This is a genomic window from Vibrio sp. 2-Bac 85 (assembly GCF_037546705.1).
Classification (GTDB): domain Bacteria; phylum Pseudomonadota; class Gammaproteobacteria; order Enterobacterales; family Psychromonadaceae; genus Psychromonas.
Window position 1 is genome coordinate 105968 of the sequence record NZ_JALAAB010000009.1, and the last position, 20973, is coordinate 126940.

Consider the following 20973-nt stretch of genomic DNA (forward strand, 5'->3'; position numbering starts at 1 on the left):
AGCTGTTATAGATTTGAGCTTGTTATAGCCTTGTATCTGCCATAAAAGCTACTTTATTTTTTTACTTCCCAAACACCTGGTTCGATTTTTTTATCTAATTCAGGCAGTTTAGTGCGATCAAAAGTCGGTACTTTTCCGGCATCAAGTTGCTGGTTGTAATCTTTTGCTAATTTAATCACTTCATTTGAAAGCAATAGAATAGCAATCAAGTTGACGATCGCCATTAATCCCATTGAAACATCTGCTAAAGACCAAATAACGCTATTACTTTGCGTTGCACCAAAAAGGATCATGGCCAATACCGTAATACGTAAAACAATTAAACCGCGTGTATTTTTATGCTGTAAAAATACAAGGTTGGTTTCTGCGTAAGAGTAATTTGCAATAATAGAAGTAAAGGCAAAGAACAATAAAGCAATGGCTACAAACGAACCACCCCAATCACCTACCTGTATATCCAGCGCGCGCTGTGTTATTTCTACGCCACCCATACCAGTGAATGATTCTAATCCACCTGATAATAGGATGATTGATGCCGTTGCTGTACAAATGATGATGGTGTCGATAAATACACCTAACATTTGTACATAACCTTGTGATGCTGGGTGTGGTGGGTAAGGAGATGCGGTTGCTGCTGCATTAGCTGCACTACCCATACCCGCTTCATTAGAGAATAAACCACGTTGTACACCGGTCATGATCATGGCACCAAAAGCACCACCTGCCGCTTCCTGCCATCCAAAAGCTGAGTCGATAATGAGACCAATGATTGCAGGTAACTGAGTTATATTAGTCACCACAACAAACAATGCGATCAATAAGTATACAAAAGCCATCGCCGGTACAATTCTTTCTGCTACTTTAGCAATACCACGAATACCGGTAAAAATAACCGCACCAGAAATAATGGCTAAGACGATACCAACTGTTAATTTATCAAACTGAAATGATTCATGTAATGCGGCGGTGATAGAGTTTGCTTGTACGGCGTTAAATACTAAACCAAAGGCAATAATGAGGAAAATAGCAAATAGGCTACCCATCCAACGTGCATTTAACCCTCGTTCCATATAATAAGCTGGTCCACCTCGAAAATTGCCATCTTCATCGTGCACTTTATAAGCTTGAGCGAGTGTACTTTCGGCGAAACTGGTTGCCATCCCCAATAAGGCGATCACCCACATCCAAAAAATAGCACCGGGACCACCAACAGTGATCGCGATTGCAACACCTGCTAAGTTACCTGTTCCCACACGTGCGGCTAAACTGGTTGATAATGCTTGAAAAGAAGAGATACCTTCTTTGTCTGATTTACGACTGCCTTTCATGACAGTGAAGGTATGAAAGAAATGACGGAATTGGATAAAACCTAATCGTATAGTGAAGTAAACCCCTGTACCGATCAGTAAATAAACGAGGATTTGTCCCCATAATAAACCATTGATGGCGTTAAGTAGCGTTAACATAAAGATACCTTTTTAATAGATTGCGCCGATCCTTTTAAATAATTAACACGCAATAGGGTGATGTATAAGGGCGGGATATTATCAAATATTAGTTTTCTTTTCTTATTTTTATGAACTGGCTTGCAGCTTTCAAAAAAATGCTTATTTTTTCTTCAGTTTTAGCGTGTTGTGCCGATAACGCTTTACATTATTTAGATTGATGAAGGTGTCTATGCAAATTAATTCGCGTCAAACTTATGTTGAAGTTGAACAAAGTGATAAAAACCCTAAAAATGAATCTGTAGCGGCTAACAATGAACCGGCTAGTACTGAAAGCTTGCAACAAATTAATAAAAAGCAGCTCAATGCAGCGATATTACAAAGTGCGATTGATCAGTCTAATAAGACGAGTAGTAGTATCAAAGATCAACCCTTAGCCCTTGTTTTAAAAACCGCATTACAAGGTATTAATGATGCATTAAAAGAGATTGAGCCAACTCAATCACTGCAACAAAGTTATGAGTCTGAAGTCGACTTTAGTCCTGAGGCAACGGCAGAACGTATTGTAACTTTTAGTACTAATTTTTTTAATGCTTATCAAGAGCAACATCCAGAATTAGATCCACAGCAGGCTCGTGATACGTTTGCTGATTTAATGTTAGAAGGTGTTGAGGAAGGAATTGGCGAAGCAAAAGATATCTTAAAAGCATTGTCGGTGCTAGAGGGCGATGTTGAACAAGATATCGACCTAACCATGTCATTCATTCTAGAAGGATTTGAAAAATTTAGAAACCCTGAGCCTACGGTAGAAAGCGAAGCTGCCGAAAGTAAGGTCGTTTAAGGTAAGGTAATTTAAGGTGGTGTCCGGAATTTAGATTCCAGTAACTTGATGAGTGCTGGGATTTTGCTCGCCCCTGTTAATAAGAATCTGTAAATAAGCCCCTGTAAATAATTCTGCTAGTTAGCCTATAACTAATTTATTGAGTATAGCTTTCTCATTTTCCTTACCTCTCCTGAAGCCCTGTCAATCCTGGCAGGAGTATTTTTTTATTGCTTTTTAAAGAAATAATTCACAATACTTTTATCAATTAAATTAATGTTGTCATAAAACTGTAACGTAACACGAATTTTGACTATCTACTTTCTTCTATTGCATCGAATCTGTTTATATTTCTTGCATAATATGAGTTAATATAGGGCTGTTTTTATTTATTGTTGATGTAGTCAATTGCGTTAACCTTTTTCAGATTGATCGTATATATGGCCCGGCATGATTTTTTTCGTAAGTTAACCTTTTTTCATCTGTTTTATTCTGTACTTTGTTTTTATTTATTAATGACTAGTTTTGCTTTTGCAATTGAAAATGAACAGTCGATTATCGATCCTGAAAAATTACATATAGGCCTGACTTTAGAGCCTACTTCATTAGATCCGACCACAGATGCTTCCGCCGTTATTCAACGTATTACCTATCAAAATATTTTTGAAGGCTTAACTCAGATTAATCAGAAAGGGCAAGTTTTACCTAGTTTGGCAAAAAGTTGGGTGGTCAGTGATGATGGCTTAACTTATACCTTCCTATTGCATGAGAATGTGTATTTTCATAATGGTGTTTTGCTTACTGCTGATATTGTTCGATCCTCTTTATTACGTCTAACGAGTAAGGATAGTAAAAACTCCATCAAGCATAAATTTACGCATATCAATACTATTACTGTAAATAATGACAATGAAGTCGAGGTGCAACTGCAATGGCCAGACATCCATTTTTTGTTTAACTTAGGTTTGGGTTGTGCGGTAATTCAAGAGCCAACGAGTTATTCGACTAATAGCCAAAAACCAACGGGGACTGGGCCTTATATTTTTCAGGAATGGGAAAAAGGAAATTTTCTAAAGCTTAGGGCTAACCCTAATTATTGGCAAACCTTACCCTCCATCAAACAAGTGCTTATTACTTTTGCGCCTACACGCTCAGAAGTCGTTGAGTTATTAGCGCAGAGTACAATTGATGGTTATGACAATATGTCGGAAATTAATTTTTTACAGACCTTGAGTACACAATCTCGTTATCAGCAAGTGTTTGGGCAGACGCAAGGTGAAATTATTATCGCCTTTAATCATGCTAATAAAATGTTAGCTTCTTTGCCGATCCGCAAAGCCATTAGTTATGCGATAGATAAAAATAAAATAAAATCTAATTTGTATTTTGGTGAAAGTGAATTGATTAGTAGTTTTTTTCCTGCTTCTCACGAAGCTAGTTTACATTTGTCTGAAGGGTATTCATTCAATTTAGATAAAGCAAAATCGTTAATGGGAGGCAATAAAGTAGCGATAAAACCATTACGTTTAATTATTCCACCAACCACCTACGCACGTTACATAGGGGTATATATTCCACAAATGTTAGAACAGATTAATATTCCAGTGACTGTGGAGTCGTTGACTTGGGAGGAATGGACAAAAAGAGTGTATATTGACAAAGACTATGATTTGTCAGTCGTTGCACATACGGAAGCGAATGACTTAGAGATTTTTGCTAAAGACAATTATTATTTTAATTATAGTAATGTTGAATATAAGCAGCTTATGAAAAAGTTAATGCAAACAACGCAGCAGTTACAGCGCAACCCTCTGCTGAAAAAGGCACAAAGGTTATTAATTGAAGATGCCGCTAGTGTCTTTTTAATGATGTTGCCGAAAACAGGTATTTGGGATAGTCGTTTGCAGGGATATTGGATAGATGAGCCATTACCGGCTCTGATTTTTTCACAAATTTCTTGGAGAAGTAAGACCATGAATGTAGTAGTGCAATAATAATATGGTACGCATACGAGACAGACTAAGTTTACGCGTCATTACCTTGACCATCGTTTTAGCTGCAATGAGTGGCATTGTTGGGGTTTCTGGCATTCTCTCGCTGCAAGAGTTCAAAGAGGATTATCAAAAAGTAAAAGATGATCACTTTGAAACACTACTCGATATAACAGAGTTAAAAGGCCAAGCTAATGAGATGTTAAGAACTACCAGTGGTATGTTTTTGGCTGAAAATAAAAATGATCTGCAGTGGGATGTTTTGCATGTCACGGATAAAAAACAATGGACGGAAAAATTATTTAAAAAAATTGCTGATGCAACCGATAATTACCAAGACTTAGATAAACTGAAACGTAGTCTGTATGAGCAGACTGATGATACCTTGGCTGCGATGTTGAATAAGTATGATATAGCCGATGATTTTTATATCCAATATACAAAAGTAGAAGCCTACAAGCATCAAAAAATGCAGCAAGGTGACCATACGTTAGTGAGTACGACTGAAAATATCCTATCTCTTTTTAATCCTATGAATAATAAAAATTTGGCCATAGAACAAACGGTGAAGTTGGATGATGTAAGCGCACTGATTAATGAAATTAAAGATAAGATACCAGAGCAAGAGTATGCCCAGTTAACGGCTTTATTTATTGCCGATGATTCGCTTTTTTCTATCTATTCAAGCTATGTTGCGCAACTTGAACGTATCAAAAAATTACGTTTGGATAATAGACAGTTGAGTTATTTAATTGCCTCTGTCACCGGTAAGAGCATTTTATCAATACAGAAAAAATTCCTGATTAATCTCCATAAAATAGAAGAAGAAATAGCAGTACGTAAAACGCGTTTGTATATTCTATTATTTATTTGTTTTTCAACGGCATTGGTTTTAGCCTTATTACAAATTGGATTTTTAAAACGTGTAGAGCTGATCCGTAAAGTGATTAACGCAGGATATAATAATACCCAGCATGAAATCCCAATTAAAGGCAAAGATGAGTTCAGTGAAATGGCTATTGCCGTTAAAAGTTATATCGATGAGCTGTTAAAAAAAGAACATGAAATATCTGAGAATAATAAAAAATTAAAACATTTAGCAACCCATGATGGTTTAACTAATATCTATAATCGTCGTTATTTTGATGCGAATTTTTTGAAGGAGCATGTACGTTATTTACGCTACAAAGAGGCTTATTGTTTAGCAATGTTCGACTTAGACCATTTTAAGCATATTAATGATGTTCATGGTCATGATATCGGAGATAGGGTGCTAATTGAGTTTACTAAGCGAGTATCTGAAAAAATGCGTAAAACAGATATATTTGCGCGTTTTGGTGGTGAGGAGTTTGCATTATTAATGCCGCGGACTAATAAGCATAATGCGACGATATTAATGCAACGCATCATTGAAGAGACTAATTCTACACCCTGTATTATTGGTAAGTTAAAAATTAGCTTTACGACCAGTATCGGGTTAGTAGAAGTGCAAAAAATAGAAGATATTCAAGATGCATCAAAACAATTGATATTTGCCGATAAAGCACTTTATCAAGCTAAGCAGACTGGGCGTAATAAGCTTTGTGTGTACAGTCCTGACATCGAGGATAATGAGTAGCGGTTGTTTATGGCATGAATTCATAACACACTTTATGACATGCGAGCATTCAGGTCGCATGTCACTGTCTTATTCTACTGCTTTGCTTTTAAATTTTCTTTAAAAGCATTTAGCGTTTTAAACAATAATTCAATCTTAACCACAATCGCTGGCAGCTGCGTCTTGTAGTGTTCTTCGTTATCCGTTTGAATGGCTTGTAAGTCTGCCGCTAATTCTTCTACGTAGGGTAAAAAAGTATCTGAGTGGTTAGTAAACGGCGTATCATTAGTGAAAATATGAGCAAAACCGGCAGTTTTTTGTTTACGTAATTCAGCTAGCGCTTTATCTGCATCTACTGCGCGGTGATAAATTATTTTAATATTCTCTTGAAGCTGTGCTTGTACGTTTTCTTTGCTCATCAGATTCTCCTGTGTGAACTTGTCGATATCAAAATCGATCTTATTGAGTGTTATTAATTCGTTGTTATTAATTCGTTGTGATTAATTACTGTTATTAATTCATTGTAATTATTTATTATAACGAATGTATTAACGTTTTACTTTGTTGTCCTGCAATTTCTCTGCTTAAGCGCGGTACTAAATAACCGGGTAGCTCTACTTGCATCGCATTATGTAGCTTTTGTGCATCTATTTCATCAATATCAAAATGTGCGGCACCTTGTACTTTATCTAATAAAAACAAATAATAAGGTAAGATATTGACGGAAAATAGTGCTTCGCTCAATGCCACTAATTGACTTGCGTGATCATTCACACCTTTTAATAGAACACTTTGATTTAATAGATGTATGCCTGCCTGATGACAACGCTGCATTGCATTTGCAAAGTCTGCATCAATCTCTTGCTGGTGGTTGATATGTAATACCAAGACGATGTTAAAGCGGCTTTTTTGTAAACGAGTCACTAGGCCTTGCGTGATACGAGATGGAATCACCACGGGTAAACGAGTGTGTATACGTAAACGTGTTAACTGTGGCAAGGCTTCAAGTTGATCAAATAACTCAAATAGCTGCTTATCCTTGGTCATTAGCGGGTCACCGCCACTGAGAATAACTTCATTCACATCAGGATTATTTTGGATATAAGCAATAATATTAGTTAGCTCTGATTTGTTAATACTATTTTCAGCATAAGGGAAATGTCGTCTAAAGCAATATCGGCAATTTACCGCACAACCTGTTTTTAAAATGAGTAAAACACGGCTTTTATATTTATGTAATAACCCTTGCTGTTGATTATTTTGCTCCACCAATGGGTCGGTAGTAAATCCCTTAACAGTCAATTCTTCATCGCTAATGGGTAATACTTGCTTTAATAAAGGATCATTAATATTGCCTTTTTGCATCTTCTTTACAAAGGGCATGGGCACCAGCATCGGGAATTGTTTTCTCGCAAGTTGACTGATTAGGTCATTTTCCTGCTCAATCTCCAATATTTCTAACAGTTGTTGCGGATTTTTCACTGCTTCTGCTAGTTCCTTTTGCCATGTTGGCAAGTCAGCGGTATTATTCACGTTAATAATTTTGGGCATTTTTTATCAGTTTAGTAATAGAGGTTATAATGGCAACATATAGTACCAGTGATTTTAAAGGCGGGCTAAAATTCATGCTCGATAATGAACCATGTGTGATCATGGAAAATGAATATGTTAAACCTGGTAAAGGCCAAGCATTCAGTCGAGTTAAATACCGCAAACTTATTTCAGGTAAGGTAGTGGATAAAACATTTAAGTCAAATGAAACAGTAGAATCTGCTGATGTAATGGACTTTGATCTTGCTTACTTATACAACGACGGTGAATTTTTCCACTTTATGGATAACAACACATTTGAACAAATCGCTGCAGATGTTAATGCAGTAGGAGATATGGACAAATGGTTAGTAGAACAAAATATTTGTACTATCACTACGTGGAATGATTCACCGATTGCGGTTATGCCTCCTAACTTTGTTGAATTAGAAGTGACTGAAACAGATCCTGGCTTAAAGGGCGATACGGCTGGAACTGGTGGTAAACCTGCAACGTTGTCAACTGGCGCGGTTGTACGTGTGCCTTTATTCATTCAGATTGGCGAAACAATTAAAGTGGATACGCGTAGCGGTGAATACGTTGGTCGTGTTAAAAAATAAGCGATTGAATGTATTGAATATTTAGCGTTGTTCATACTACGTTTAAACAAAAAAACCAGCATCTGCTGGTTTTTTTATAGCTTTAATTAAAGTAATAATAAGCCCAAATTAAACACTATTAAATAGTATTAAATAGTATTACAGACTGAGCATTTGTAATAATAAAGTAAAAACAAATACACTGACCGCAAATGCAAACCCATAACAAATTACCTGTTGCCAATCTCGACCACGTTTAATACCTAGGTCATGTAATGAATGGAAGATACGGTGTAGGGTATGCCACAAAGGTAGTGCCACTAATACCAATACGATTGGTGCGCCATACCAACTGCTTACAAACTGATGCAGTTTTTCATAGCTTAGATGCTCAGCATCAATCAGTCCTAGTGGTATTAATAGCCCTGTGACTAATACCATCACAGGTGTTAAGAAGGCCGTTAACATGCCTCCCGCGCCAAATAATCCCCAAAATATCGGTTCATGGGAGCGAATATATTTTTTCTCTGGTAATTGATTCGTTGTTGTTTGTTGAGCGTTCATGAAACCCCCTCTAGAGCATGATCAGCACTAGGCAAAAGATAGTGACAATAATGAATGAAATGTAATGACCCGCAACAATGAATTTTGCATCGAGTGGTTTACCTTTGATGTAGAGATCCACGGCTTTAGGCGCTAATGAGAACCAAGTAATGGTGTGGTAAAGGGCAATCAATAAAACCAATAAATGGAATATGATTGAAATAGGGTGTTGTAAGGCACTTAACCATGCGTTGAATGCCTCTTCACCTTGGCTCAAGCGAAACACTCCCCAAGCTAAAATAAGGCTGTATACAGTAATTAAAATACTGCTGCCTTCGCGGATCATATATTTGCTATAGAAGGCATTCTTTAACCACCAGTCATTGTTCATTTCACGTTGATACGGTTTACGTTTACTCATTTTACTTACTCCAAAATAACTGATAGCAAACTTACTGTGATCGGCATGAATATTAATACGAGTCGATATAAATAGTTTGCTATGACCTGATCAATGTTTTGTATCGTGTCTTTAGTCCGGTTTAAACATACCAATTAAGTAATCTTTACTACTTTCCACTTTTAATAGCTGGATAGCCGCTGCGGGATCAACTCCTTTTGGGCAAACTACGGAACAATAACCAACAAACGTACAAGACCATACACCTTCTTCTTGATTGACTATTTTCATACGTTCAGCGCTACCTGCATCACGGCTATCTCGGTTATATCGCGCTAATAATGCGAGTGCCGCAGGACCGGTGAACTTACTATCAAGGCCATACTGAGGGCATGCTGCATAACATAAGCCACAATTGATACACATCGAGTATTGTTTATATTTTTCCATTTGTTCTGGGGTTTGTTTGTAAGTACCTTCCGACAAGCATTTATCATCAGTTGCAGGAATAATATAAGGTTTAATCTCTTCTAACTTTTTAATGAAGTCACCCATATCGACTACTAAATCACGCTCGATAGGAAAGTTAGCTAATGCTTCAAGTTTTATTTTTTGTGGATAATAGTCTCGTAGGAAAGCTTTACAGCCGAGTTTAGGGACATTGTTAACCATTAACCCACAACTGCCACAAATTGCCATTCGGCATGACCATCTAAAACTGACGGTACTATCAAGATGATCTTTAATATATTGCAGTGCCTCTAAGATTGACATATCAGGGCTATAAGGCACTTCAAACAATTGTGGAAATGGCTTTTCATCTTGCTCTGGACGATAACGAAGGATCTCGACTTCTATTACTTTATCTGACACTGCTTGTTGAGTAGGCATAGTTTGCGCTGACATAATCATTTCTCCTTCGCTTCAGAAGCTGCACCATACACTCGTTCTGCTGGTTGGCTTTTGGTGATAGTGACATCTGCATATTTAATCACCGGTGCTTTATCTGCTTGGTAATAAGCTAGTGAATGTTTTAAAAAGTTGATGTCATCACGGGTTTGGAAGTCATCAATTCGTTGATGTGAGCCGCGTGACTCTTGGCGTAAAATCGCACTATGCGCCATTGCTTCTGCGGTATCTAATAAGTAGCCTAGTTCAATCGCATATAAAAATTCAGTATTGAATACACTGGATTTATCATTGATTTGAATGTGTTTGTAGCGCTCTTTTAACTCAGCTAATTTATCAATAGTTTGCTGCATTGATTCCTGTGTTCGGTAAATCCCAACACCTTGCTCCATACAGTCGCCCATTTCTTGGCGGATATCTGCCATTTTTTCTGTGCCATTACTGTTTAATAATGCTTCGGTGCGGGCAATTACTTGCTCTGCTTGTTCGCGTAGTGGGGCGATATCTTGGTGTGTGGTTTGTTGCGCATACTGCGCTGCCTGTTGGCCAGCTAATTGGCCAAATACCGCGAGTTCACTTAAAGAGTTTGAACCTAAACGATTAGCGCCGTGTAATCCTACCGATGCACATTCTCCAATCGCATATAAACCCGTTAAGCTAGTGGCTGTTTTTGCGTCGGTAGCAATGCCACCCATGGTATAGTGTACGGTTGGGCGTACTGGAATCGGTTCGTGCACTGGGTCAACACCAACATAAGCTTTAGCAAGCTCTCGAATAAAAGGTAAGCGTTCGTTGATTTTCGCTTCACCTAAGTGGCGTAGGTCTAAATACACCACATCACCTCGATCACCACTGATCACATTACCTTTTTGTTGTTCTTGCCAAAAACATTGGCTAATTTTATCGCGCGGACCGAGCTCCATATGTTTATTTTTAGGCTGACCAATCGGTGTCTCTGGTCCAAGCCCATAATCTTGAAGATAACGGTAACCATCTTTATTGATTAATACACCTCCCTCACCACGACAACCTTCGGTCATTAAGATGCCAGAACCAGGTAAGCCCGTTGGATGGTATTGTATAAACTCCATATCACGTAATGCCACACCATGGCGGTAGGCTAGTGACATTCCATCACCAGTTACTATGCCACCGTTGGTATTGTAAGTATAAACACGTGCTGCACCACCAGTGGCCATGATCACTGATTTAGCTTGAATAAGTTTCGCTTCGCCTTCTGAGATATCTAAAATCACAACACCTTGTATTTTGTTATCTTCAACAATTAAATCTAGGCAAAAGTGTTCATCGAATCGTGTGATCTTAGGATGTTTAATCGAAGTTTGAAAAAGCGTATGAAGAATATGAAACCCGCTTTTATCGGCAGCGAACCAAGTGCGTTCTTTTTTCATACCGCCGAAGGCACGTACGTTAATGCTACCGTCTTCTTTGCGGCTCCAAGGGCAACCCCAATGCTCTAATTGTGTTAATTGCTTGGCTGCATTTTCAACAAAGTATTGCACCACATCTTGTTCACATAACCAGTCTCCGCCAGAGACAGTGTCATCGAAATGTTGATCTAATGAATCACTATCTTGAACGACACCGGCAGCGCCACCTTCTGCGGCAACGGTGTGACTGCGCATGGGATAAACTTTTGAGATCAGGGCTATCTCAAGTTGGGGGTGATTTTCTGCAATTTCGATGGCCGCTCTTAACCCTGAACCGCCTGCACCAATAATTGCAACGTCTGTTTTGATTATCTGCATAAAACTCTCCAACAAAATGAAATATTTGTTCGAAAATCAGTCTATCAGTTTGATCCTTAAAAACATTGATCGAAACATGGTTAATTAACGTGAAATTAATATAAAAACAATGTATTAAAAATACGTCTTAAAAAACCTAATAAATGAGTTTAAATTGTTTATAAAAGTGTGTGCTTGGTAATATCTTTTTCGTAAAATTTATGAGCTTGTTTTTATGAATGGCAAGATCAAAATCAAGCCATGTTGATAAACGTTAATCGCTTTAATCTTTCTTATAATTGTTTCCTTTTTAATGTTTTTAAAGCACTATTTATGAGTCTCATTACTATCAAGCTTGCGCTCAAAAAAGGAAACAAAATGAATTGGTTACCAAGTGCCTCATTAGCACAATTACAGGCACGTGCCGATATGCTAAAAACAATCAGAGAGTTTTTTAGCGAACGGCAAGTATTGGAAGTTGAAACACCTTCTTTAAGCCAAGCAGGCGTTACGGATGTACATTTACAATGTTTTAAAACAAAGTTTGTAGGCCGTAATATTAGTGATAAACCTTTGGTTGATGGTGGCGTGGCTTTGTATTTACAAACATCACCCGAGTTTCATATGAAACGCTTACTTGCTGCTGGTAGTGGCTGTATTTATCAGATCTCAAAAGTTTATAGAAATGAAGAATCGGGACGTTTTCATAACCCTGAATTCTCTTTATTAGAATGGTACCGAGTTGGCTTTGATCACCATCAGTTGATGGATGAAATGTCTATCTTGCTCAGTGGTATTTTACACTGTGACACGCCGCTACGTTGCACTTATCAACAAGCCTTTTTAACGCATTTAAATGTAGACCCCTTAACGGCAACAATTACCGAACTTAAATCTGCTGGGGCGCATCTGCAACTAGGTGAAGTACTAGATAATGAAACCGATAAAGATACCATTTTACAATTGTTATTTTGTATTGCCATCGAATGTAAAATAGGCCAAGACGTGCCATGTTTTGTTTATGACTTTCCTGCTTCACAGGCTGCATTAGCAAGAATTAATAAAAAAGATCCACGTGTTGCTGATCGTTTTGAGGTGTATTATAAAAGTGTTGAACTCGCGAATGGTTTTTATGAGTTAAATAGTAGCAAAGAGCAACTAAGCCGTTTTCAAGCTGATAACCAATTACGACAACAAATGAAGTTAGCTGAAATGCCGATCGATCATAAATTTGTGGCTTGCTTAGATCATTTGCCTGACTGTGCCGGAGTGGCGTTAGGGTTAGATAGGTTGTTAATGTTATCGAGCAAACAATCTCATATTAATGATGTATTGAGCTTTAGCGTTGATAATGCTTAATCTTAAAGCACAAAATAGCTTGAACAAAATACAGGGAATAAAAAATGGCAAAGTTATGGTTAACCGATAAGAGCTATCCTATTTGGTCTTATCTGTTACGTATTATTTATTGGTTACTTGCTATTTATCTATCTAGCTTATTTTTACAAGCTTATGGTCAGGAAAGTTGGTCTAAAGTAGGGCTTATTGTGTTAAGTATTCTGTTTGTGATCATCTTTTTAGTGTTTGCTCGTTTGATTGACCATTTTTTAAAGGTGACGGTAAAGGACTGATGCTACACTGAAAATAAGTCCTGTATTTATCTATTATTGAAAAAGAGGTGTCTATGCCAATTAAAAAAGTGCAATCCGAATTTGATAAATTGTCAGAAGTCTTAGCTGATGGTGTGGTGGCTGACGAATGTACGGCCGGTGAATTACAAAAAGTACATGACCAATTACAATTAGCTATCCGCTCTCGTGATCCTGCACAATTAATCAGAGATAAAAAAATAACTGAACAATTACTTATGTTTGAAGAAACTAATCCAGTGGTAGGTAAAGTGGTTAAAGATTTAATTAATGCTTTATCAGGAATGGGTATTTAATCAAACTCTGTGGTTACTCGGCACGTAAATAAAAGTGAGTAAAATTTACTAAGATAAAGAGTGAATGCTCAGGGCTAATTTATTTATATAAGTACTCGTGTAAATTATTTATGCGAGTTATTTATGTTTAGCTCAGGCGAAAGAGGGCAATTTAGTTGTTTAAATGAGCATGATACGAATTTTAGTTATAAAAAAACCGACACTAAGTCGGTTTTTTAATAAGCTTCATAAAGAGCTAATTCTTAAATAAGAATTAAAGCGCTTTAATTTTAGCAGAAAGACGACTTTTCTTACGAGCAGCCATGTTTTTGCTGATCAGACCTTTAGTTGCGTAAGCATCTAAAACTGATTGTAATTTAACGAACTCAGCCGTAGCTAGTTCTTTGTTTGCAGCTTCGATTGCAACAACAACTTTCTTGATGAAAGTACGCATCATTGTACGACGACTTGCATTATGTTTACGGCTTTTTTCAGATAATAAAGCACGTTTTTTAGCAGACTTGATATTAGCCAAGACCTTAACTCCTAAATTCTGTATAACAAGGGATAATCAAAGGTCGTGGAATATGCCCTGTAACACGTATATTGTCAAATGGTTTTTTATTAACCAATAAAAGAACTGGCAACAAACCAGGTGGATGGTTAAACTGCGCGCATTTTATACTCAACCAATTACAGATGCAAATTTAGAGTCGCATGATTGCTTGATATATCGGCAGTTAACGCTATTAAATTTAATTAAAAGGTGTATTTTAGCACCCTCATTAACATCTCTTAATTAAATGAGTTATATCTCATCCAAGCGCGTAGGAATTAAAGTGTGAGTAAAAAGCTAATAAAATCAGGCATGATCGTCAGTTCAATGACATTAATTTCGCGAGTTTTGGGGTTAGTCCGAGACATAGTAATAGCTAATTTAATGGGCGCGGGTGCAGCCGCTGATTTATTTTTCTTCGCGAATAAAATTCCAAACTTTTTACGTCGTTTATTTGCAGAAGGTGCATTTGCACAAGCTTTTGTTCCGGTATTAACTGAATATGAAAAAACACAATCACGTGATCAAGTAAAAGATCTGATTTCAGCAGTTTCAGGTACTTTAGGCACAATTGTTACCGTTATTACTATTTTAGGTGTTTTAGGTTCCTCTGTTATCACTGCGTTGTTTGGTTTTGGTTGGTTTCTAGAGTGGTGGAACGGTGGCGCAGATGCGTTTAAGTTTGAACTTGCCTCAGATATGCTAAAAATTACTTTTCCATATTTATGGTTCATTACTTTTACTGCGCTTTCCGGTGCCATTCTGAATACGCTTGGTAAATTTGCAGTGGCCGCTTTTACACCGGTATTTTTAAATATCGCTATTATTGGCTGTGCTATTTTCCTTTCTCCACAACTTCAACAACCTGAAATCGGTTTAGCGGTTGGTGTGTTGTTAGGTGGTGCGATTCAGTTTTTCTTCCAAATTCCATTCTTGAAAAAAGAAAAGTTATTAGTTAAACCTAGTTGGCAATGGCACCATCCTGGCGTGGTTAAAATAAGAACTTTGATGATACCTGCTTTGTTCGGGGTGTCTGTTAGCCAAATTAACTTATTATTAGATACTTTTATCGCCAGTTTTTTACAAACAGGCTCCATTAGTTGGTTATATTATTCAGACCGTTTATTAGAATTTCCATTGGGTTTATTTGGGATCGCGATTGCTACGGTAATATTACCGAGTTTATCTTCCTCGCATGTTAATCAATCACCACAAGCTTTTGCTAAAACCATCGATTGGGGGATCCGCAGTGTATGTTTCTTAGGTTTTCCTGCCATGTTGGGCTTAATGGTACTCGCTGAGCCAATGTTGCGTGTTTTATTTATGCGTGGTGAATTTGATATACAAGATGTCAGTATGTCGGCGATGAGTTTATGGGCTTATGCCAGTGGTTTATTAAGCTTTATGTTAGTGAAAGTACTCGCGCCAGGTTATTACTCTCGTCAGGACACAAAAACACCGGTTAAATTCGGTATTATTGCGATGGTCAGTAATATGGTATTGAATGTGATTTTTGCGATCCCATTTGGTTATGTAGGTTTAGCCATCGCAACCTCATTATCTGCTACGTTAAATGCAGGATTATTATGGTTTGGTTTATATAAAAGCGGTGTCTATCAAGTGCAAAGAGGCAGTGTTGCTGTATTAATACGAATTATAGCGTCAGGTTTAATGATGGTTGCAGGTTTGTTGTATATGACGCCTAGTCTTGTCATGTGGGCTGACTTTGGTTTACTTGAGTCAGCAATGCAACTCATCGCATTAATTTTAGGTGGTGCAGCGCTTTATTTAGTGAGCAACTTTATTTTTGGATTACGACTCCATCATTTTAAAGTAAGTCGCTAGAATTAATGCTAAATCGCTAAAATGAAAGCTGATTACTTTGCAACCTTAATATATAATCAGCTCTTTTATATTTTCAACGCTATTTTTGGCAATTAATTATGACATTATCATGGAATTAATACGCGGAATTCATAATCTACAACATCAACCACAAGGTTGTGTGTTGAGCATTGGCAACTTCGATGGCATCCATCTTGGACACCATGCTGTTTTATCTCGTTTGTTAAAAGAAGCTAAACGTTTACAAGTGCCAGCCACTGTCATGACCTTTGAGCCGCAGCCCGCTGAATTATTTGCAGGTAAAAATGCGCCAGGTCGATTAAGTCGTTTACGTGATAAATTCGTACAGCTTGAAAAATTAGACTTAGATAGTTTACTGTGTGTGTCCTTTACACATGAATTTGCTAATCTCAGTGCGAATGATTTTATTGAGCAGTTATTAATTAAAAAACTCAATGTTAAGTTCTTAGTGATTGGCGATGATTTTCATTTTGGTTATCAACGCTTAGGTGATTTTGCATTACTAAAAGAAGCTGGCGAGAAATATGGCTTTGAAGTCGTTGATACAAGAAGTCTGTCACAAGATGCTTGTCGTGTTAGTAGCACGCGGATACGTAGCGCATTAGCAAAAGGCCAATTACAACAAGCAGAGCAAATGCTAGGCAGGAAATATAGTATTGCTGGTCGTGTTGGACATGGTAAGAAGTTGGGCCGTACAATCGGCGTGCCGACTGCTAATTTATTTTTAAAACGTCGTGTTTCACCCGTATCGGGTGTGTTTGTTGTGTCAGTACTTGGTGTGAATGTAGAAGGCACTGATCAACAAGTTTATCGAGGTGTTGCAAATATTGGTTGTCGTCCCACTGTGAATGGTGAAAGACAGCAATTAGAAGTACATATATTTGATTTTGAAGGTGACTTATACGGTCGTCACCTTGAAGTGTTACTTGAGAAAAAATTACGCGATGAAGTACGTTTTGATTCATTCGCAGAACTAAAAATACAGATTGATAAAGATATTCAGCAAGCTAGAGCATGGCATCAGCTTAATTAATAAATCGTTAGATGGAATAAAAACCGATGAGTGATTACAAAAGTACATTAAATTTACCAAAAACTGGTTTCCCGATGCGTGCAAACTTGGCTAATCGTGAGCCTAACATGCTTAAAAATTGGTACAAACAGGATCTTTACGGCAAGATTCGTGCTGCCAAGAAAGGTAAAAAGACATTTATTCTGCATGATGGACCTCCCTATGCAAATGGCGATATTCATATCGGTCACTCGGTTAATAAAATTCTAAAAGATATTATTGTTAAATCTAAAACATTATCTGATTTCGATGCACCCTACATTCCTGGTTGGGATTGTCATGGTTTACCTATCGAACTTAAAGTTGAGCAAAAGCACGGTAAGCCAGGTAAAAAGCTAACGGCTGCTGAATTCCGCGTTAAGTGTCGTGAATATGCCGCTCGTCAAGTTGATGGTCAACGTAAAGACTTTAAACGTTTAGGTGTATTAGGTGAGTGGGATAACCCATACCTAACCATGAACTTTAAAACAGAAGCAAATATTGTTCGTGCGCTAGCGAATATCATTAAAAATGATCATCTACACAAAGGCTCAAAACCTGTTCATTGGTGTACAGATTGTGGATCTGCCTTAGCAGAAGCAGAAGTTGAGTATGAAGATAAATTATCGCCAGCAATCGATGTTGCCTTTAATGCGGTTGATGTTGATGCAGTTTTAGCGTGTTTTGAAAAACAAGCCGATGACTTTGGTCATGGCGATATTTCTGCTGTTATTTGGACAACAACACCTTGGACACTGCCAGCTAACCGTGCCATTGCACTTGCTGCAAAAGTTGAATACTCATTAGTACAAGCCGGCGAACGTCGTTTGATCTTAGCGACTGATTTAGTGGCTGACTGTATGGCACGTTACGGTATCGAAAACTTTACTACGTTAGCTATCACTAAAGGCGCTGAGCTAGAGAAACAGTTATTCCAACATCCGTTCTTAGCATTACAAGTGCCAGCCATTGTTGCTGACCACGTGACTATCGATGCGGGTACTGGTTGTGTTCATACAGCTCCTGGACATGGTCAAGACGATTATTCTGCGGGTTTAAAATACGAACTAGAAGTTGCTAATCCTGTTGGTGACAATGGTGTTTTCCGTGAAGACACTGAATTCTTTGCTGGTTTGCATGTATTTAAAGCCAACGATAAAGTATTGGAAGTCTTAACTGAACGTAATGCATTAATCCATCATGTTAATATTAAGCATAGCTACCCGCACTGTTGGAGACATAAAACACCAATCATCTTCCGAGCGACACCTCAATGGTTTATCTCTATGGATCAAAAAGGCTTACGCGATAGTGCATTATCAGAAATTAAAGACGTTAAATGGATCCCAAGCTGGGGCCAAAACCGTATTGAAAAAATGATTGAAGGGCGTCCCGACTGGTGTGTTTCACGCCAACGTACATGGGGTGTGCCAATCACTTTATTTGTTAATAAAGAGACCGATGAATTGCACGAGAACTCTATTGAAATGATGGAGTTGATTGCACAAAAAATCGAAAAAGAAGGTATTCAAGCTTGGTTCGACTTAGAGCCTGAATCTATTTTAGGTTTTGAAGCAGAGCAGTTCCGTAAAGTGACTGATACGTTAGATGTTTGGTTTGACTCTGGCACTACACATGCATCAGTTGTTGGTGTACGCGAAGAATATACACAACCAGATGGTTCTCAAGCTACGGCTGATTTGTATTTAGAAGGTTCAGATCAACATCGTGGTTGGTTCCAATCTTCATTGTTAACCAGTACTGCAATCAACGGCGTAGCGCCATATAAAGAAGTATTAACACATGGTTTTGTGGTTGATGGCGACGGTAAGAAAATGTCTAAATCATTAGGCAACGTTATGTCTCCACAAACGGTGATGAATGACCTAGGTGCTGATATTTTACGTTTATGGGTTGCTTCTACGGATTACACTGGCGAAATTACAGTTTCTGATGAAATACTGAACCGTAGTGCAGATAGTTACCGCCGTATTCGTAATACATCACGTTTCTTATTATCGAACTTGAATGGTTTTGATCCGCAAACTGATTTAGTGGCGCCAGAAGATATGGTTGCGTTGGATCGTTGGATTGTTGCTAAAGCCTTAACGTTACAAAATGAAGTGATTGAAGCTTACGACAATTACAATCTGCATGTTGTTTATCAAAAACTAATGCACTTCTGTTCAATTGACTTAGGTAGTTTCTACTTAGACATTATTAAAGATCGCCAGTACACAGCTAAAACAGGCAGTAATGCTCATTTAAGCTGTCAAACTGCGTTGTATCATATTGTTGAATCTCTAGTGCGTCTGATTGCGCCAATTCTAAGCTTCACTGCTGATGAAATCTGGGGACGTTTACCGGGTGAGCGTAATGAATTTGTGTTTACTGAAACTTGGTATGAAGGTTTGTTTGGTTTATCTGATAGCGAAGTGATCAGTAATGATAAATGGACTCAGTTGATTGCGATTCGTGCTGAAGCGAATAAAGCTTTAGAGCTTGCACGTAAAGAAGCAGTGATTGGTGGCGGGTTAGAAGCTGAAGTCACTTTATATGCTTCAGATGAAATCAGTGCGTTACTGAATACCTTAGAAGACGAATTACGTTTTGTATTAATTACTTCACAAGCTACAGTTAAACCTTTTGCTGATGCGCCTGCTGATGCGGTTGCAACAGAATTGAAAGGCTTATTGGTACAAGTACAAAAAAGTGCTGCGGCTAAGTGTGATCGTTGTTGGCATCATCGTGAAGAAGTTGGTCAAGATGAGAAACACCCTGAGTTATGTGGACGTTGTATTACCAACGTTGACGGTGAAGGTGAAACTCGCCAATTTGCTTAATAGGCAATAACACACATTAATGCTTTTATATTAAATGCATTTTGACTAAACGCCTTGGTTATGAAAATGATTTAAGGCGTTTTTTTTAATCTTTGCCATCACCATTATTTGGGAATATCAATGACACAGAAATCAACATCCTCTAACGTTAGTTTACGTTCTGGTTTATCTTGTTTATGGTTAACTGTTGTGGTTTTAATTATTGATCAAGTGACTAAATATTTAACGATACAAATGTTAGATTTGTATGAATCCTATGAGATTTTATCCTTCTTTAATTTTACCTATGCACGTAACTATGGCGCCGCTTTTAGTTTCTTAGGTGATGCAGGAGGCTGGCAGAAGTACTTATTCACGGCGATTGCTTTTGTAGTTTCTGCTTATCTTCTGTATTCAATGAAAACTACAAGTGCAACTCACCGTTGGATTAATAGTGCATATGCTCTTATTTTATCTGGTGCGATAGGTAATGTAATGGACCGTTTAATGTTTGGTTATGTGGTCGACTTTTTAGATTTTGATTTAGGTTTTTATCGTTGGCCAACATTTAATGTGGCGGATATTGCTATTTTTATTGGTGCAGCCATGATTATTATCGATGCACTACTGTGGGCTGAAAAGCGTGAAAAACAAGCTAACGAGAACAAATAAGGAATAATAGTAATGACAGTAAAAATGGCCAATGAAACAGTCAAGAATAGCAAAGTGATCACTGCAGATAGTGAAGTTTTAATGCACTTTTCAATTAAGCTCACAGATGGCTCTGCCGTTGATAGTACTAAGGTTGACAACAAGCCGGCTAAATTTGTAATGGGTGACGGTAGCTTAACTCCGGGTTTTGAAGAGTGTCTGTTAGGTTTGACGGAAGGGGATTCGCAGAGTTTTACGCTTGAGCCTGAGTCTGCTTTTGGATTACCGAATCCAGATAACTTTCATTATATTGAACTCAGCAAATTTTCTGCCGATGTGCCTGCAGAAATAGGGACTATCATTAGCTTTACGCAACCGGACGGTAATGAAATTCCAGGTATTATTCGTGAAATAGTGGCGGATAGTGTGACTGTTGATTTTAACCATCCACTAGCAGGACAAACAGTGACTTTTGACGTTGATGTCTTAGAAGTTTTATAAATAACTGAAATATTGAGAGC

The 20973-nt window shown here is 37.8% G+C and carries 20 protein-coding genes; 12 read left to right on the plus strand and 8 right to left on the minus strand.

The genetic code is table 11. The annotated features are described in order from the left end of the window. Positions 1–53: 53 nt before the first annotated feature. Complete coding sequence (locus MT390_RS11340; RefSeq protein ID WP_499441203.1) at positions 54–1466, minus strand: alanine/glycine:cation symporter family protein; 1413 nt, start codon at positions 1464–1466, stop codon at positions 54–56. Positions 1467–1677: 211 nt separating this feature from the next. On the opposite strand from MT390_RS11340, the gene MT390_RS11345 reads away from it, so the two are divergent. From MT390_RS11345 to MT390_RS11355, 3 genes are all read left to right on the plus strand, one after another. Next, on the plus strand, positions 1678–2286 hold the full coding sequence (locus MT390_RS11345; RefSeq protein ID WP_499441205.1) for a DUF5610 domain-containing protein: 609 nt from the start codon (positions 1678–1680) through the stop codon (positions 2284–2286). 494 nt (positions 2287–2780) lie between these two features. Then, positions 2781–4259, plus strand: a complete 1479-nt coding sequence (locus tag MT390_RS11350) for an ABC transporter substrate-binding protein (RefSeq protein ID WP_499441207.1) — start codon at positions 2781–2783, stop codon at positions 4257–4259. 4 nt (positions 4260–4263) lie between these two features. After that, positions 4264–5874: a diguanylate cyclase gene (locus tag MT390_RS11355; protein ID WP_499441209.1), complete on the plus strand. Its 1611-nt coding sequence runs from the start codon at positions 4264–4266 to the stop codon at positions 5872–5874. 74 nt (positions 5875–5948) lie between these two features. Here the strand turns inward: MT390_RS11355 and MT390_RS11360 are convergent, their stop codons facing one another. Together MT390_RS11360 and epmB are read right to left on the minus strand one after the other, a co-directional pair. After that, on the minus strand, positions 5949–6272 hold the full coding sequence (locus MT390_RS11360; protein WP_299664470.1) for a hypothetical protein: 324 nt from the start codon (positions 6270–6272) through the stop codon (positions 5949–5951). Between the two features lie 115 nt (positions 6273–6387). After that, the gene (gene epmB, locus MT390_RS11365; RefSeq protein ID WP_499441211.1) at positions 6388–7404 is read right to left on the minus strand and encodes an EF-P beta-lysylation protein EpmB; all 1017 of its coding nucleotides are present in this window, start codon (positions 7402–7404) and stop codon (positions 6388–6390) included. A 29-nt stretch (positions 7405–7433) separates the two neighbouring features. Between epmB and efp the strand changes: the two genes are divergently transcribed. Next, positions 7434–8003, plus strand: coding sequence for an elongation factor P (efp, locus tag MT390_RS11370; RefSeq protein ID WP_166371757.1), 570 nt, complete (start codon positions 7434–7436; stop codon positions 8001–8003). A 138-nt stretch (positions 8004–8141) separates the two neighbouring features. Here the strand turns inward: efp and frdD are convergent, their stop codons facing one another. The 4 genes from frdD to frdA form a co-directional block, all read right to left on the minus strand. Next, positions 8142–8546 carry a fumarate reductase subunit FrdD gene (gene frdD, locus MT390_RS11375; protein ID WP_051368907.1) on the minus strand — a complete coding sequence of 135 codons (405 nt, stop codon included), beginning with the start codon at positions 8544–8546 and terminating at the stop codon, positions 8142–8144. A 10-nt stretch (positions 8547–8556) separates the two neighbouring features. Further along, positions 8557–8946 (minus strand): fumarate reductase subunit C, encoded by a 390-nt coding sequence (locus MT390_RS11380; RefSeq protein WP_166371758.1) that lies wholly within the window; start codon positions 8944–8946, stop codon positions 8557–8559. Positions 8947–9057: 111 nt separating this feature from the next. Beyond that, complete coding sequence (locus tag MT390_RS11385; RefSeq protein WP_166371783.1) at positions 9058–9816, minus strand: succinate dehydrogenase/fumarate reductase iron-sulfur subunit; 759 nt, start codon at positions 9814–9816, stop codon at positions 9058–9060. A gap of 17 nt (positions 9817–9833) precedes the next feature. After that, positions 9834–11603, minus strand: a complete 1770-nt coding sequence (frdA, locus tag MT390_RS11390) for a fumarate reductase (quinol) flavoprotein subunit (RefSeq protein WP_166371759.1) — start codon at positions 11601–11603, stop codon at positions 9834–9836. 357 nt (positions 11604–11960) lie between these two features. On the opposite strand from frdA, the gene epmA reads away from it, so the two are divergent. From epmA to MT390_RS11405, 3 genes are read left to right on the plus strand one after another with little or no spacing between them, the layout of a single operon-like run. After that, on the plus strand, positions 11961–12941 hold the full coding sequence (epmA, locus tag MT390_RS11395; RefSeq protein ID WP_166371760.1) for an elongation factor P--(R)-beta-lysine ligase: 981 nt from the start codon (positions 11961–11963) through the stop codon (positions 12939–12941). Between the two features lie 44 nt (positions 12942–12985). Next, positions 12986–13213, plus strand: a complete 228-nt coding sequence (locus MT390_RS11400) for a hypothetical protein (RefSeq protein ID WP_299664490.1) — start codon at positions 12986–12988, stop codon at positions 13211–13213. Positions 13214–13266: 53 nt separating this feature from the next. Continuing rightward, the gene (locus tag MT390_RS11405; RefSeq protein WP_028867308.1) at positions 13267–13527 is read left to right on the plus strand and encodes a DUF4404 family protein; all 261 of its coding nucleotides are present in this window, start codon (positions 13267–13269) and stop codon (positions 13525–13527) included. Positions 13528–13780: 253 nt separating this feature from the next. Here MT390_RS11405 and rpsT read toward each other — a convergent pair whose 3' ends face one another. Continuing rightward, positions 13781–14041, minus strand: coding sequence for a 30S ribosomal protein S20 (gene rpsT, locus MT390_RS11410; protein ID WP_028867309.1), 261 nt, complete (start codon positions 14039–14041; stop codon positions 13781–13783). Between the two features lie 306 nt (positions 14042–14347). Between rpsT and murJ the strand changes: the two genes are divergently transcribed. From murJ to fkpB, 5 genes are all read left to right on the plus strand, one after another. Then, positions 14348–15907: a murein biosynthesis integral membrane protein MurJ gene (gene murJ, locus MT390_RS11415; RefSeq protein ID WP_299664494.1), complete on the plus strand. Its 1560-nt coding sequence runs from the start codon at positions 14348–14350 to the stop codon at positions 15905–15907. 109 nt (positions 15908–16016) lie between these two features. Further along, positions 16017–16961 carry a bifunctional riboflavin kinase/FAD synthetase gene (gene ribF / locus MT390_RS11420; protein ID WP_499441217.1) on the plus strand — a complete coding sequence of 315 codons (945 nt, stop codon included), beginning with the start codon at positions 16017–16019 and terminating at the stop codon, positions 16959–16961. A 26-nt stretch (positions 16962–16987) separates the two neighbouring features. Continuing rightward, positions 16988–19822, plus strand: coding sequence for an isoleucine--tRNA ligase (ileS, locus tag MT390_RS11425; protein ID WP_499441219.1), 2835 nt, complete (start codon positions 16988–16990; stop codon positions 19820–19822). 120 nt (positions 19823–19942) lie between these two features. Further along, positions 19943–20473 carry a signal peptidase II gene (gene lspA, locus MT390_RS11430; RefSeq protein WP_499441221.1) on the plus strand — a complete coding sequence of 177 codons (531 nt, stop codon included), beginning with the start codon at positions 19943–19945 and terminating at the stop codon, positions 20471–20473. Positions 20474–20485: 12 nt separating this feature from the next. After that, a complete protein-coding gene (gene fkpB / locus MT390_RS11435; RefSeq protein ID WP_499441223.1) occupies positions 20486–20953 on the plus strand; it encodes an FKBP-type peptidyl-prolyl cis-trans isomerase in 468 nt (155 codons plus the stop codon). Positions 20954–20973: the final 20 nt, after the last annotated feature.